Below are 12,431 nucleotides of genomic sequence, written 5' to 3' on the forward strand. Positions count from 1 at the left end.
AATCAGGGGGCAAAAAACCGGCATTACTGCCCTGTCTGTCTTCTTCCTACAGCGTACCGCGTACAGTTATTGACAGAAATCTGAATTATTGTGTTGAATTGCGCAGTCGGTCACATGTGATATATCCGATAAAAATAGTAGCTTTGCTACAATCTAGTTAGTCACTGCTCAATGAAAATGGATTTACTGTAGTTAATCATGAATTGATAAAGTTAAAGAATTAGAATGTAAACGTTTTATTTTATCGGAGATTTTTCATGCTAAATGAGATTTTGTATCAGAGACTAGAAGCTGTGCTAGATATGCTTAATGCAAACTATCGTGCAGTAATAAAATCCCCCTCAGCTGTAAAAGGTGTATCTAGAAGTGATTTCATTAATAATTATTTAAAAAGCGTAGTTCCTCAAGGTCTTAGAGTTAGCACCTCTGGTGAGGTTATTGATAATCAAAATAACTGCACTGGAGAGTTGGATGTAATTCTCGAGAATGGTCACTTCCCTAATATTCCTAATGTTAATGTTGACTCGGCTAGACTATTTTTTGCTGAGGGAGTTGCTGCTGTGATCGAGGTTAAATCTAATTTGCAAGGTCAATGGAGCGAAGCCGTGTCAACAGGAATAAAATTGAATGGAATTACTCGTGATTTTGGGAATACTACAGTTTCCACTCATGGTGGTGGGCAAATGGTTATATTAAATACAGTCTTTAATAATCCCGATCTCCCTAAGGTTAAAATGCCTCCAGAAGCGAGGCTGCTAAAAAAAATACCATATTTCGTTGTTGGCTATACTGGTTGGGAAAAAGTCGAAACTTTGAAGGTTAAGCTTTCTGAAAACTATGGGGTGATATCAGGGATCTTGCAACTTGATAAAGGTTTTTTTGTTGGTGATGACAGTTTTAAACATCTAGAGGAACATGGGCCACTTAGTCTGTTAGCATTTATAAATGTAATATATGAATCATTTAATTATATAAAAAGCACGAATTCGGATATTCTTTCATACGGAAGAGGTTAAGTTAACGAATTAAACTAGCATTGGTAATTGCTCAGATGTTACAGCATGTAATATTAATAGGTTAGGTCATGATTTTTTTTATCGTGACCAATTTATTTAAAGCATTTTTAAATCGAACGATTAAGTCTTTGGTTGTCGGCTTACTTATATTCTTTAAAAGGTACAGCACACCATCCTGACCTGCGCGGTAACACTTGCCGTCAATATTGACCGTTTGCCCCATGACCAGCCGCCTCAGAGCTGCTCGACTGATGTCGAGCCCCAGAGTGAAGGCGTAATCGTCTAGTTTTTCGATCAATTCATCCTGTAACGGCGACATTGCGCGCTCGCCAGACGTCAGCGGTCGGTTCTGGCGTCGATCCGCAAATGTTTTCTGACTGGAGTCTCGTAATTTCTTCAGTAGCTCGCGCCGTTCTCTGTATCCCAACTGTTCAAAATCGACGCTTTGTGGCTCTTCATGCATGGCAATTCCCGCCTCTGAACTGTTTGAATCTTGTTCAATGGGACAGTTATTGCCACGAGTCCAAGGGGCGGAGGGGCCGCCCTGAAGGTCAAAGTCAAACCCGACATGTCCGCCACCAGTGGCCTCGGTCGCTGTGTTCGTGTGGTCGCTGGTCATCTTGCGCACCATTTGCCATTCGCTGGTATGGGTGCAGATGCGAGAGTCATTGCCCAGACGCGGCGACCAGATACCATAGATTTGCGTACCGTGATCGCCATAGGTGTTGGGCTTGTCTGCCAGGGTGTAAGCGGTACGGACAACATGGTGTTTGCGTGGAACCAAAACGCCGCCCTGTTTGTTTATGTAGGTAGCGAAGCAGCCGACGTCAGCGGCGGCTAACACTGCGTCCATTTGTTTATCGGCCAGAAGTTGACTACCGGGTTTTCTTGGTTGCTGTGGATCTTGCTTCCGGTTGAGCTGCCCGGCCAGCAAATCGACTCTTCCAACAGGTCACCAAATGGATAATCAGCCGGTAGCTGGTTTTCCCTTACCCCAATCACCTTTTTTTGTCGGTTTTTGTTCATAATGATACCCTTTGAGATCACGCAGTTTTCTATTATGTAGGGTACATATCCGTACCATTAACTGGATTATGGGTACAAATAATTACCATGTCAACCAACATAGGTTCAAAAATTCGTGAGATCCGTGAGGCTGAAGGATTAAGCCGCGAAGAATTTGCAGTATTAACAGGGGTTCCCGCAGGAAATTTGAAGCGATACGAAACAGATCGTATCAAGAGCGTTGGGAGTGAGTTTCTCTTGATGATCACTCAACATCAGCGGTTCAAAAAATATGCAATGTGGTTAATGACTGGCGACGTTGCACCGGAGGTTGGGCAAATATCTCCGGTTCTCTCCCCTAATGGGTATCCCAGTTCATCCAGCGACCAAAAAGGCAAAAAGGTTGGCTGACCGCATGGAAAATAATGCAGCGCTGGAAGCGGGGCGGCATTTGTTTCGAAAGGAATCTTTGGGATGAGTATTAAATCGCTGGGCACTGAAGGCTACATGGTGGACGTACGTCCCCAGGGTCGGACGGGTAAGCGAGTCCGCAAAAAATTCAAGACCAAGTCCGAGGCGCAGCAGTTTGAGCGTTGGGTCATCGCGACGCAGAACAACAAAGATTGGGTTGATAAACCCGCTGATCAGCGACCCCTCACGGAACTGATAGACATCTGGTTTAAGCATCATGGCCAGAACCTGAAAGATGGCGTGAAGATAGAGCATAAATTGCAGGTGATGGCGGCCAAAATGGGTAACCCAAAGGCTAGCCAGATCACTCGCGCCTCATTTTCTGACTATCGTGTGTTGCGGCTGGCCGAGGGTAAAAAGGCAAAAACCGTCAATCTCGACCAGGAAAAATTGGGTGGGGTGTTCTCCGTGCTTATCGATCTGGGCCATTACTATGGCGAGCACCCGCTCAAAGAGATGAAAAAAATTAAGCTGCCGGATCAGGAAATGGGTTTCTTAACTCATGACGAAATCTGGCAGTTGCTCGACCGGCTGGAAGGTGATCATCTGAAGGCGGTTAAGTTGTGCCTGGCAACAGGGGCACGCTGGGGCGAGGTGGTCAAACTTCGGCGGGAAGAAGTGATCGGCAATAAGGTGACTTACCTCAACACCAAGAACAGCAAAAACAGAACTGTCCCGATCTCAATCGAACTCTGCAAAGAAATCACTTCTGGGATCAAGGCTGGGCCAATATTCGCCGAACTCAATTATTCGTATGTGAGAACGTGTATCAAAGAGGTTACCCCTGGCTTGCCGGCAGGGCAGGCCGTTCATGTTCTGCGCCATACCTTTGCCAGTCACTTTATGATGAATGGCGGAAATATTCTGGCGTTACAGCGAATTTTGGGACACTCAAGTATTTTGCAAACAATGGCTTACGCGCATTTTGCGCCAGATTATTTGGAAGATGCAGTTAGGTTTAATCCTATAGCTGAGTGATTTTTATTAAAATTAAAAATGGGTAATATTAATGGCTGAGTTAATTAAAGATAGACCGGTAGCTTTGGATGAAATTCCTTTCTATAAAGAAATACCACAAAAGCCTTTGACTTTTGATATTGGAAGTACAGTGCATGATTTTTTGAAGATAGATTTGGACGATCTTGACGGGCTTCAGCCAATTGAGGCGAGAAGAATACCTGAGGATTCACCAGTATTTGGAGTGAATCCTTCAGAGGAATTATTGGCTTCATATGAAAGAGATAATATTGATTTTCAAATGATTAATGTCATAGTTAATATTTATGGCATAAAAGAGGTTGAGGGCGTTCTCGTAGGGAAACCTTATTCTATATCATTAAAACCCATGGAAAAAAGGGGTAAGGCTACATTAAAGTCTCCAGGTTATTTTAGGGATTTTGATATGGAAAACCTTAAGGGAATCGACTATATCTATAAAGGATTTAACCCGTTTACACTCGGCTATGAAGTCTTTGGTAACTACAGTTCACTTATATCTGGCGGGTTTTTAACAGGTCATACTGATATGCTAGGTTTCGTAGTTAATACATATGCTTTAGCAAGCAAATGGGATTTTAAAGATGTATGTTTGCCTGAAGTTCCCGATTGTAATAAATTTTTAAGAGAGAAGTTTTTCAAGTATAGAACCCGAAGGTATTTTAAGCATTTTGATAATGTAAAACCAAGAAAAATATGGGGCTGTGACTCCCCGATAGAACTATTTCTTTTGCATGCTATGAATGATAGGGGGCTGTCCCCTGAAATACAAACAGCTCTGTTTGCTGATGGGAGCACCCACCCGTCACTTCATCAGATGATATCATCGAATGCAAAAGAATCAGAAGTTAAACAAATAACGGATGCGGATTTTTATTTTCCAGAGAAAAGATTGGCTGTTTTTTGTGATTCAAATTCATTCCATCGAGGGAAGGGAGTAAAAAATAAAGATATAAAAATTGATGATGAGCTAAAGGCGCTTGATATTAAAACTCTAAGGGTTATGGGGCGTGAAATTATTGATGATCCATACGGCTGCGTTGGGAGAATAATGAATTATTTAGAGTAAGAGAATGTGTTTTTTGAAGTGGATATGTGTTTTACCAAATGGTTAGTATGAGATTTATGCACTAAGACCATCTATCTAGTATTATTAAAATTACGACGCTGAGCACGCCATAGGCTAGCTCATTATTATATTAAAAGGAGTTTCTATGTCGACAATTAATAACAATATTCATGCAATCCCATTTCGCGTTGATGGGTGGAATTCAACACCATTGCTTAAAGATCTTAATGATGCTGGTTTCGAAACGGAAATCACAGCGCGTCACTTCAGTGTTGGTGGAGGTGACTATTTTAACCTGGCACTTGAGCTAGCCCCATACGCATTCGCGACGTTGTCTGCTGTTTTGGTCGCATATGTTAAGAAAGGCAAAAAAGTTAGTGTCAGCTTTAAGGATGGGCAGATCACCGATCTTAAGACCATCAACTGTAATGTTGAAGAGGTTGCGAAAATCCTACAGTCGATTGAGTCTGTAAAACGCGTGGATGTGTCAAACGACTGATCCACAAATTGACCCAAACACCCACGCTATACCCATTTTAGGCAGGCAGTTACAAGTATCTAACTCATTGATATTGTTGTAACTGCTTGTTTTTATTAGCGTCAGGATGGCGGCGAAAGCCTCCCTTTTTTATTGGCGAGGATTTATTTTACCGCGTGCTTTTGCAGGTACTGTTCAAACACCGCCAGGGTGTCGTTAGAAATGTGATGTTCAATCCCTTCGCTGTCCAGCTCCGCCGTATCATTCGGCACTCCGAGACACACCAGCAGATCAACCACGATACGGTGACGGCGGCGTACCTTCTGCGCCAGTTGTTCACCTTCTTCCGTCAGAAAAACCCCACGATAAGGACGTGATTCCACCAGGCCGGCACTTTTCAGCCGGGCGATATTTTTGATCGCGGTAGGATGCGAAACGCCAAAGCGTTTGGCGATATCGGTGGTTCTGGCTTCGCGGGTGGTCATCAACAGGTCGGCAATCAGCTCGACATAATCCTCGATCAGCGCATTAGACTGCGCCTCACGAGCGCGGGTGAAGCGCAGGGCATGTTCAGTCTCGTCCGGCATTTCAGCCACCACGGGGCGTTCGGCGTCGTCTGGTGCGCTTGTTGCCATATTCTGAGACGTCCTTTAAACGTTAAACCAGTAAGTTGCAGGTTAATGCAGTTCCGCCATACGTTAGTCCAAAGGCGACGCATTATCAATTCGGCTGGTGCATTCGATGACAATAAGAAATATTTGTACACAAAGGCAGTGAATCTTCCATTTTGCATAAAGTGTAGCCGATGCTACATTGCTGTGAGTGTTGGGTGAAAAATAACCAGAAAAAGATTGAGGGTAAATCATGCGTGATGCGGCAACCACCACATCGTTAACCGAACGAACCAATACGGCAATTGGTAACGCACTTGCCGGGCGCAAGCGGGGTGCTTTTACACCGCTGCTGTTCGCCGGCCCCGCGGTGATTGCTTCTATTGCTTATATGGACCCCGGTAATTTCGCCACCAATATTCAAGCCGGTTCGAAATACGGCTATAGCCTGTTATGGGTGGTGGTGATGGCAAACCTGATCGCCATGCTGTTTCAGGCGCTGTCGGCCAAGCTGGGTATTGTCACCAATCGCAATTTGGCGGAAATGTGCCGTGACCAATTTTCCCGCCCGGTAGTGATCGGCATGTGGATACTCAGCGAAGTGGCGGCAATGGCTACCGATCTGGCTGAGTTCCTCGGTGGCGCAATAGCTCTGGCGTTACTGTTCCATATGCCGCTGTTGCCAGGGATGGGGGTGACGGCAGTGATCACCTATGCCTTGCTGATGGTGGAGAAGAAAGGCTTTCGTCCGGTGGAACTGATGATCGGTGGGTTGGTCGCGGTGATTGCCCTGTGTTACCTGGTCGAGATGTTTATCGTGCCGGTCGATTGGGCGGCCGCGGGCATGGGCATGGTCACGCCGCAATTGCCGGATGCGCAGGCACTGACCATTGCCGTCGGCATCATTGGTGCTACCGTGATGCCGCACGCTATTTTCCTGCACTCTGGCCTGACCCAGCACCGTGCGCCGGCCAGTGACAAGGGCGAACGTCGCAAACTGCTGCGTTTTTCCAATATTGAGGTGGTCATTGCGCTGTCTATCGCCGGGCTGGTGAATATTGCCATGGTGATTATGGCCTCCAGCGCCTTCCATGCCGGGAATAGTGATGTGGCAGAAATTGGCACGGCATACCATACGCTGACCCCATTGTTTGGTGCGGCTGCCGCCGGTATCTTCCTGATGTCGCTGATTGCCTCCGGTATTTCCAGCTCGGTGGTGGGCACCATGGCGGGCCAGATGATCATGCAGGGGTTTGTCGGTTTCCGCATCCCGGTGTGGGTACGTCGTATGGTGACCATGATCCCGGCATTTATCGTGGTCGCGTTAGGGGTTAATGCCACCGATGCTCTGGTTTACAGCCAGGTGGTACTGAGCCTGGCACTGCCAGCCCCGATGATTGCGCTGGTGATGTTTACCCGTCGCCGCGACATTATGGGTGAGTTTGTGAATGGCCGCCTGACCAGCCTGCTGTCAATCATAGGTACGGTGATCATTCTTTTGCTCAATATGGTGTTACTGCTGCAGACCTTCGGCGTTGCTATCCCCGGTCTGGGCTGATCGGTAAGCCGTGCAGTGGTTGCTGTCACGGCTTATCGCCTCGTGATAAATCCCGTTAAGGCGTCGTTTTCTGCTGTGTGTTCTGACCACCGGTCAGGGCCTTCTCGTCGGCGGAAATGCTGCCGGTATTTGCCGCCCACACACCTTCCTGGGTTTTGGTCACTTTCTGATGTGTGGCATTCAGATTCTGACCAACAGCAGCAATGTGGTTGGATTCCACCCCGCCGGTATTTTCCCCCCAGGGGATGGTCTGATCGTTGGCCTGGGCCAGGCCGCCCAAAGCCAGCGGAATCAACAGCAGTGCGACATTAATCAGGTTTTGTAGTCTCATCGTCTTAATCTCCACTTATGTCCATGGCACCCGGTTAGGAAATGCATGGCGTTATCAGGAAAATATAACGAGGGGGAGGGATAGCTAGGGTCAGTCGGGTTCTGGCTGGCGATAAGGGATCCACAATGCACCCTGTTTGATCAGTGTAGGCAGTGGCACCAGCCAGAGTGGCCGCAGTAATGTAAGCGGAGCCCGCAATTGCTTACGGGGTATGTGAGTTTGTTGCAAATGAAATAATTAACACCATTAGTTTAATGTCTCGCGAGTAAGCCCCGGATATTTACCCTGTGCTATTACAAATTCCCCACACCGCCGTCGATCAACAATTCGCTGCCGACCATAAAGGCGGACTCGTCAGAGGCCAAAAACACCGCTGCCTTCGCCAATTCCAGCGCCGTGCCCATGCGGCCAATCGGCACCAGGGCGCGGATCTCGTCGCGTAGTGCCTGTTCATCGGCATCCTTCAGGCCGAGTTTACCCAGCGCCGGGGTTTCTGTCGGGCCGGGGCTGAGGCCGTTAACCCGGATACCGCGTGGATGCAACTCACCGGACAGTGTTCTGGCCAAAGACAACAAGCCGGCCTTACTGGCGGCGTAAACGTTGCTTAACGGCAGGCCAATATGTGCGCTGACCGAGCCACATAAAATAATCGACGCCGGATTAGCCAACTGTGGCAACAGTGACTGGATCAGAAAGAACGGCCCTTTGAGATTGATGTCCATCAGCCGCTGATAGCTTTGCTCATCCCACTCCTGCAACGGGTGGTGAGTGACGTCACCAGCGTTGATGTACAGTACATCGAGACGCGGCCAATGGCTGGCCAACTGCTGCGCCAAACTACGCTGCTGAGCAATATCCCCGGCATCGCTGCGCAACAGCAACACGTTGCCCAGCGCTTCACCCGCCGCATCGAGGCCGCTTTGGCTGCGACCGGTGATCGCCACGGTGGCGCCTTCGGCAATAAACTGGCGCGCCGTTTCCAGACCAATCCCACTGGTGCCGCCGGTGATCAACGCGTATTTACCTTTAAGTCGTGACATAACCCACCCCCGTTTGTTGTCGATGCAGCCATTATTTGCGCTATAGTATCTTTTGCATAGTAGGCACCCTTTGGATACTAAAGGACAAGGTGGGATGAAATGACCAACTCCGGGCTTTCGACAACGGAAAAAAATTTAGCGGCGTTGCCGGCAGCGGGCGAACCTTGTCCAATGGTGGGCTTTGTGAATCTGGTGGCGGGGAAATGGGCGATTCCGATCCTCTACCGACTGATACTGATCGACAGTCCGGTGCGATTCAGCGAGCTGCAACGCGCAGTGGCACCGATCGCCCAGAAAGAGCTAACGCGGCAACTGCGGCAGTTTGAGCAACGCGGTCTGGTCACGCGGCAGGTGTTCCCGGAGGTTCCCCCGCGTGTTGAATACCAGATTACACCGCTGGGCAAAACGTTGCGTCCGACGCTCGACTCGTTGGCGAATTGGATGCGTACACACGCACCGCAGTTGATTGCGGATTAGTCGCCAATGCCCGGCGGGTTGATGGTGGAACGTGGGACTTTTTCATCGTGTTCACCCCAACGGTCCAGCACCTGGGCATATTCGCCGCTGACGATCACCCCATTGATGGCGGCGTTGATGGCTGCAACCAGACCGTTATCTTTTTTGGTTGTCACCGCCACGTAGGCCACGTTTGGACCAATCCCAACCATTTTGGTTTTGCCGGTCAGCGCCGCCTTATAGGCACCGGTGGAGTGTGGGCCGAAGAATGCGTCGGTGCGTCCGGACTGAATGCTCAGGTTGGCGGCGGCGTCATCGGTGACATAAATCGGCTGCACCGGTGCCAGGCCGTTGGCGCGGTTCTGCTTATCCCAGCCAAGCAGGATGTTTTCCTGATTGGTCCCCGAGCCGACAATAATCCGCAGCCCGGCAATGTCCGCGGGCTGGTTGATTGAGGTGATTTTGCTGGTGGATTTCACATAAAAGCCCAGCGTATCCACGCGGTAGGTGGCGAAATCAAACTTGGTTTTGCGCAGCTTGGTCACGGCAATATTGAAAATGGCGGCATCGTACTTGCCCGAGCTGATCCCGAGTGGCCAGTCTTCCCAGGAGGTGGGTACCAGATTAAGCTCCAGCCCCAGGCTGTCCGCCACCAGTTGTGCAATATCCGGGTCGCTGCCAATCAGCGTTTTATTGTCTTCGGCAAACAGCGCCAGTGGCGGGGAATTTTCAGACGCCACCGCTACGGTTAGCTTGCCCGGTACGGCAAAAGGATAATTAGCCGGGATCAGTGCCACCGCGGCTGGATTCTTCGCCGCACGCAAATGTTGCTGATTGGCCTGCAGGTCAATAATACTTTTGGTTTCAGCTGCGACATGGCCGCACAGCAGCAGCGTGCACAACGCCAGGGTTTTGAATCGCATGTTGTTCTCTATCCGTTGTTAATCATAGGGTTACTATTGGCGGTGGCAACAGGCAAGTAAAGCAACAATAGTGAATAACCAAAGTGAAAAAAATCAGATGATTGCCGCCGGGCAACTCTGACAACGGCGCGATGACCCTGACCGGTTGTCTGATTCTGCATCACTCAACACGGAAAGTGCGCAATCAGGTTGAAAGCAGTAGAATTTGTCACTCATACTGCGTACAGCTTATTTTCCTCTACAAGGAACGCCAGATGGCCGAAGAAACGATTTTCAGTAAAATTATCCGCCGCGAAATCCCTGCTGATGTGGTCTACCAGGACGAACTGGTCACCGCTTTCCGTGATATCTCACCTCAGGCTCCGACCCATATTCTGATCGTCCCCAATGTGCTGATCCCCACCATCAATGATGTCACCGTCGAGCATGAAGCTGCACTCGGCCGCATGATCACTGCCGCGGCGAAAATTGCCGAGCAGGAAGGCATCGCCGAAGACGGTTACCGCCTGATTGTTAACTGCAATCGCCATGCTGGCCAGGAGGTCTATCATATTCATATGCATTTGGTCGGTGGTCGTTCGTTGGGGCCGCTGCTGTCCCGCTAACCGAGGAAAATCATGCGCTCTAGCAAAACCCTGCGTTGTCTGATGGCGCTGACGTTACCCGCCGTCATACTGATGGGCTGCAGTAGCCCGCGCGGCATTGCGGTCAACGATCGACAGACGGTAGTGATGGACTCGCCGGTGCTGACTGCGGGCATTCTGGCCGACAATCCGTCGATTTCGAATGCCTCCGGGCGCGTGATGGCGACTTCGGAACTCAGCAACAGTCAACCCACGCCGGTAACGGTGCACTATCGTTTTTACTGGTATGACGATCAGGGGCTGGATATTCGGCCTTTTGAAGCGCCGCGTAGCATCACTATTGCGCCAAATTCAGACGCTACCATTTATTCGCTCAATGGCAACCTCGATGCCAAACGCGTGCGTCTGTATCTATTCTTGTAAACTCTTGGTTCAGTGAGAGAGGGATTAATGAAAAAGTATCTATTTGTAGCGCTGGCCGCATTGGTGTTAACCGGCTGTCTGTCGCGCCCGCCGGAGCCGGAACAACCGCAACCGCCGGTGACCGTTGAGCCGGTGAAGCCACCGGTCGAAGAGCCACAACCGCCGGTCACCGAACCGGTACCGCAGCCGCCAAAAATTCAGCAGCTCGACTGGTTGAGCAGTGTACAGCCGCTGGTGAACCAGATGCTGAAAGCCGACGGCGTCAATCCGGGCAGCGTACTGCTGCTGGACAGCGTGAAAAACAACACCAACGGCGCACTGCAGACTTCGAAAGCGACATCCGCACTGCACAAAGCGTTGGCATCGAATCAGACCTTCTCCATCGTACCGGAAGCGCAGTTGGCAAGCGCCAAACAGACGCTGGGCCTGTCGGTGGATGACAGCCTGGGGTCACGCAGCAAGGCGATTGGCCTGGCGCGGATCGTCAGCGCACAGTACGTGCTGTACAGCGACGTCAGCGGCGACGTGAAGTCACCTACGCTGGATATGCAACTGATGCTGGTACAAAGCGGTGAAATCGTCTGGTCAGGCAATGGCGCCGTTACACACTGAAGCCGCCCTGCGAAGACTGATTGAGAACCAACTGCCGGCGGTGAAAACCGCCGGTTGTCGTTTCAGCCCGGTGCAGGGCCTGACCGGTGAAAGCTGGCGCATTGAAGGCGAGGGTGTACAACTCTTGGCCCGCCAGCAAAGCGCAGAGAAAAGCGCGTTGGGCGTCAGTCGTCGACGTGAAGCGCGGATGCTGTGCCGTGCGGGCAAGGGAATTGGTCCGCAGGTTTTAGCGCAGAATAATCAGTGGATTATCTTGCAGTGGCTCGATGGTGACGTTGTCACAGAGGCTGGGTTCGCTCAACTGAATGAGTGCGGAGATTTAGCGGAGTTAATGGCGGGCTTGCATCGGCAGCCGCTGAGTGGCTACTCCCTGAACCTGCAGCGGCAATTTGCACACTATTGGCCGCAGTTGGATCCACAGCGCCTGACACCCGCCTGGTTGCGGCTGCATCAACACTTCCTGCATCGCCGCCCGCCAATGCCGCTGAAACGGGCACCGCTGCATATGGATATTCACCCTGGCAATCTGATCGCCGATGGCGATCGCCTGCGTTTGATTGATTGGGAGTATGCGGCCGACGGAGATATCGCGCTGGACATCGCCGCGCTGTTCCGTGGCAACGCCTGGATGCCCGCCGACCAACAGCGTTATTTGCAGCATTATGTCCGCACTGGCTACTCAGATTTACCCTTGCTGCGCGCACAGGTACAGCGCTGGCTGCCATGGGTAGATTATCTGATGTTGCTATGGTTTGAAGTACGCTGGCAACAAACCGGCGATCCTGAATTTTTGCGCTGGGGCGCAGTGTTGCACCGGCGTTTTTGTTTAATATCCCCATGTTCTGAATGAATAATGAA

General features: G+C 50.1%; 16 protein-coding genes. 11 read left to right on the forward strand and 5 right to left on the reverse strand.

Annotation, left to right across the window (positions count from 1 at the left end; all coding sequences use genetic code 11):
* The first annotated feature begins 257 nt into the window (after window positions 1-257).
* Window positions 258-1,016: a DUF6602 domain-containing protein gene (locus tag QOT07_RS09760; protein WP_283603004.1), complete on the forward strand. Its 759-nt coding sequence runs from the start codon at window positions 258-260 to the stop codon at window positions 1,014-1,016.
* Between the two features lie 61 nt (window positions 1,017-1,077).
* Here the strand turns inward: QOT07_RS09760 and QOT07_RS09765 are convergent, their stop codons facing one another.
* Entirely contained in the window at window positions 1,078-1,950 is an 873-nt protein-coding gene (locus tag QOT07_RS09765) for a hypothetical protein (RefSeq protein WP_430523273.1), read from the reverse strand.
* Between the two features lie 179 nt (window positions 1,951-2,129).
* Between QOT07_RS09765 and QOT07_RS09770 the strand changes: the two genes are divergently transcribed.
* The 4 genes from QOT07_RS09770 (at window position 2,130) to QOT07_RS09785 (ending at window position 5,056) form a co-directional block, all read left to right on the forward strand.
* Entirely contained in the window at window positions 2,130-2,432 is a 303-nt protein-coding gene (locus QOT07_RS09770) for a helix-turn-helix domain-containing protein (RefSeq protein ID WP_283603005.1), read from the forward strand.
* A gap of 63 nt (window positions 2,433-2,495) precedes the next feature.
* Complete coding sequence (locus QOT07_RS09775) at window positions 2,496-3,470, forward strand: phage integrase (RefSeq protein ID WP_283603006.1); 975 nt, start codon at window positions 2,496-2,498, stop codon at window positions 3,468-3,470.
* Window positions 3,471-3,501: 31 nt separating this feature from the next.
* Entirely contained in the window at window positions 3,502-4,557 is a 1,056-nt protein-coding gene (locus tag QOT07_RS09780; RefSeq protein WP_283603007.1) for a PDDEXK family nuclease, read from the forward strand.
* A gap of 145 nt (window positions 4,558-4,702) precedes the next feature.
* Window positions 4,703-5,056, forward strand: coding sequence for a hypothetical protein (locus tag QOT07_RS09785; protein ID WP_283603008.1), 354 nt, complete (start codon window positions 4,703-4,705; stop codon window positions 5,054-5,056).
* A gap of 143 nt (window positions 5,057-5,199) precedes the next feature.
* Here QOT07_RS09785 and mntR read toward each other — a convergent pair whose 3' ends face one another.
* On the reverse strand, window positions 5,200-5,670 hold the full coding sequence (gene mntR / locus QOT07_RS09790) for a manganese-binding transcriptional regulator MntR (protein ID WP_283603009.1): 471 nt from the start codon (window positions 5,668-5,670) through the stop codon (window positions 5,200-5,202).
* 229 nt (window positions 5,671-5,899) lie between these two features.
* Here mntR and QOT07_RS09795 point away from each other — a divergent pair, with 229 nt between their 5' ends.
* Window positions 5,900-7,204 carry an Nramp family divalent metal transporter gene (locus QOT07_RS09795; protein ID WP_099062486.1) on the forward strand — a complete coding sequence of 435 codons (1,305 nt, stop codon included), beginning with the start codon at window positions 5,900-5,902 and terminating at the stop codon, window positions 7,202-7,204.
* A gap of 55 nt (window positions 7,205-7,259) precedes the next feature.
* Here the strand turns inward: QOT07_RS09795 and QOT07_RS09800 are convergent, their stop codons facing one another.
* Both QOT07_RS09800 and QOT07_RS09805 read right to left on the reverse strand, forming a co-directional pair.
* A complete protein-coding gene (locus tag QOT07_RS09800; RefSeq protein ID WP_099062485.1) occupies window positions 7,260-7,535 on the reverse strand; it encodes a hypothetical protein in 276 nt (91 codons plus the stop codon).
* Window positions 7,536-7,828: 293 nt separating this feature from the next.
* Window positions 7,829-8,575 (reverse strand): SDR family oxidoreductase, encoded by a 747-nt coding sequence (locus QOT07_RS09805; RefSeq protein ID WP_099062484.1) that lies wholly within the window; start codon window positions 8,573-8,575, stop codon window positions 7,829-7,831.
* Window positions 8,576-8,674: 99 nt separating this feature from the next.
* Here QOT07_RS09805 and QOT07_RS09810 point away from each other — a divergent pair, with 99 nt between their 5' ends.
* Entirely contained in the window at window positions 8,675-9,052 is a 378-nt protein-coding gene (locus QOT07_RS09810) for a winged helix-turn-helix transcriptional regulator (protein WP_099062483.1), read from the forward strand.
* On the opposite strand, the gene QOT07_RS09815 is transcribed toward QOT07_RS09810, so the two are convergent.
* Window positions 9,049-9,954, reverse strand: coding sequence for a transporter substrate-binding domain-containing protein (locus QOT07_RS09815; protein WP_099062482.1), 906 nt, complete (start codon window positions 9,952-9,954; stop codon window positions 9,049-9,051). The two genes, QOT07_RS09810 and QOT07_RS09815, sit on opposite strands and share 4 nt — an antisense overlap.
* A gap of 254 nt (window positions 9,955-10,208) precedes the next feature.
* On the opposite strand from QOT07_RS09815, the gene hinT reads away from it, so the two are divergent.
* From hinT to QOT07_RS09835, 4 genes are read left to right on the forward strand one after another with little or no spacing between them, the layout of a single operon-like run.
* The gene (hinT, locus tag QOT07_RS09820; RefSeq protein WP_020826355.1) at window positions 10,209-10,559 is read left to right on the forward strand and encodes a purine nucleoside phosphoramidase; all 351 of its coding nucleotides are present in this window, start codon (window positions 10,209-10,211) and stop codon (window positions 10,557-10,559) included.
* Window positions 10,560-10,571: 12 nt separating this feature from the next.
* Window positions 10,572-10,961, forward strand: a complete 390-nt coding sequence (locus tag QOT07_RS09825) for a YcfL family putative periplasmic lipoprotein (RefSeq protein WP_099062481.1) — start codon at window positions 10,572-10,574, stop codon at window positions 10,959-10,961.
* Window positions 10,962-10,988: 27 nt separating this feature from the next.
* Window positions 10,989-11,573, forward strand: a complete 585-nt coding sequence (gene lpoB / locus QOT07_RS09830) for a penicillin-binding protein activator LpoB (protein WP_099062480.1) — start codon at window positions 10,989-10,991, stop codon at window positions 11,571-11,573.
* Window positions 11,554-12,423, forward strand: coding sequence for a phosphotransferase (locus QOT07_RS09835; RefSeq protein WP_283603010.1), 870 nt, complete (start codon window positions 11,554-11,556; stop codon window positions 12,421-12,423). The genes lpoB and QOT07_RS09835 overlap by 20 nt, the downstream gene beginning before the upstream one ends.
* Window positions 12,424-12,431 lie beyond the last annotated feature (8 nt).

The sequence above is a fragment of the Serratia proteamaculans genome (genome assembly GCF_949794035.1).
In the GTDB taxonomy this organism is placed as follows: domain Bacteria; phylum Pseudomonadota; class Gammaproteobacteria; order Enterobacterales; family Enterobacteriaceae; genus Serratia; species Serratia proteamaculans.

Bases quoted from the DNA above. Each gene is read 5' to 3' on its own strand.
- QOT07_RS09785 (WP_283603008.1), top strand. From the start codon at position 4,703: ATGTCGACAATTAATAACAATATTCATGCAATCCCATTTCGCGTTGAT.
- hinT (WP_020826355.1), top strand. From the start codon at position 10,209: ATGGCCGAAGAAACGATTTTCAGTAAAATTATCCGCCGCGAAATCCCT.
- QOT07_RS09825 (WP_099062481.1), top strand. From the start codon at position 10,572: ATGCGCTCTAGCAAAACCCTGCGTTGTCTGATGGCGCTGACGTTACCC.
- QOT07_RS09800 (WP_099062485.1), bottom strand. From the start codon at position 7,535: ATGAGACTACAAAACCTGATTAATGTCGCACTGCTGTTGATTCCGCTG.
- QOT07_RS09795 (WP_099062486.1), top strand. From the start codon at position 5,900: ATGCGTGATGCGGCAACCACCACATCGTTAACCGAACGAACCAATACG.
- QOT07_RS09805 (WP_099062484.1), bottom strand. From the start codon at position 8,575: ATGTCACGACTTAAAGGTAAATACGCGTTGATCACCGGCGGCACCAGT.
- QOT07_RS09770 (WP_283603005.1), top strand. From the start codon at position 2,130: ATGTCAACCAACATAGGTTCAAAAATTCGTGAGATCCGTGAGGCTGAA.
- QOT07_RS09810 (WP_099062483.1), top strand. From the start codon at position 8,675: ATGACCAACTCCGGGCTTTCGACAACGGAAAAAAATTTAGCGGCGTTG.
- mntR (WP_283603009.1), bottom strand. From the start codon at position 5,670: ATGGCAACAAGCGCACCAGACGACGCCGAACGCCCCGTGGTGGCTGAA.
- QOT07_RS09780 (WP_283603007.1), top strand. From the start codon at position 3,502: ATGGCTGAGTTAATTAAAGATAGACCGGTAGCTTTGGATGAAATTCCT.
- QOT07_RS09760 (WP_283603004.1), top strand. From the start codon at position 258: ATGCTAAATGAGATTTTGTATCAGAGACTAGAAGCTGTGCTAGATATG.
- QOT07_RS09815 (WP_099062482.1), bottom strand. From the start codon at position 9,954: ATGCGATTCAAAACCCTGGCGTTGTGCACGCTGCTGCTGTGCGGCCAT.
- QOT07_RS09835 (WP_283603010.1), top strand. From the start codon at position 11,554: ATGGCGCCGTTACACACTGAAGCCGCCCTGCGAAGACTGATTGAGAAC.
- QOT07_RS09775 (WP_283603006.1), top strand. From the start codon at position 2,496: ATGAGTATTAAATCGCTGGGCACTGAAGGCTACATGGTGGACGTACGT.
- lpoB (WP_099062480.1), top strand. From the start codon at position 10,989: ATGAAAAAGTATCTATTTGTAGCGCTGGCCGCATTGGTGTTAACCGGC.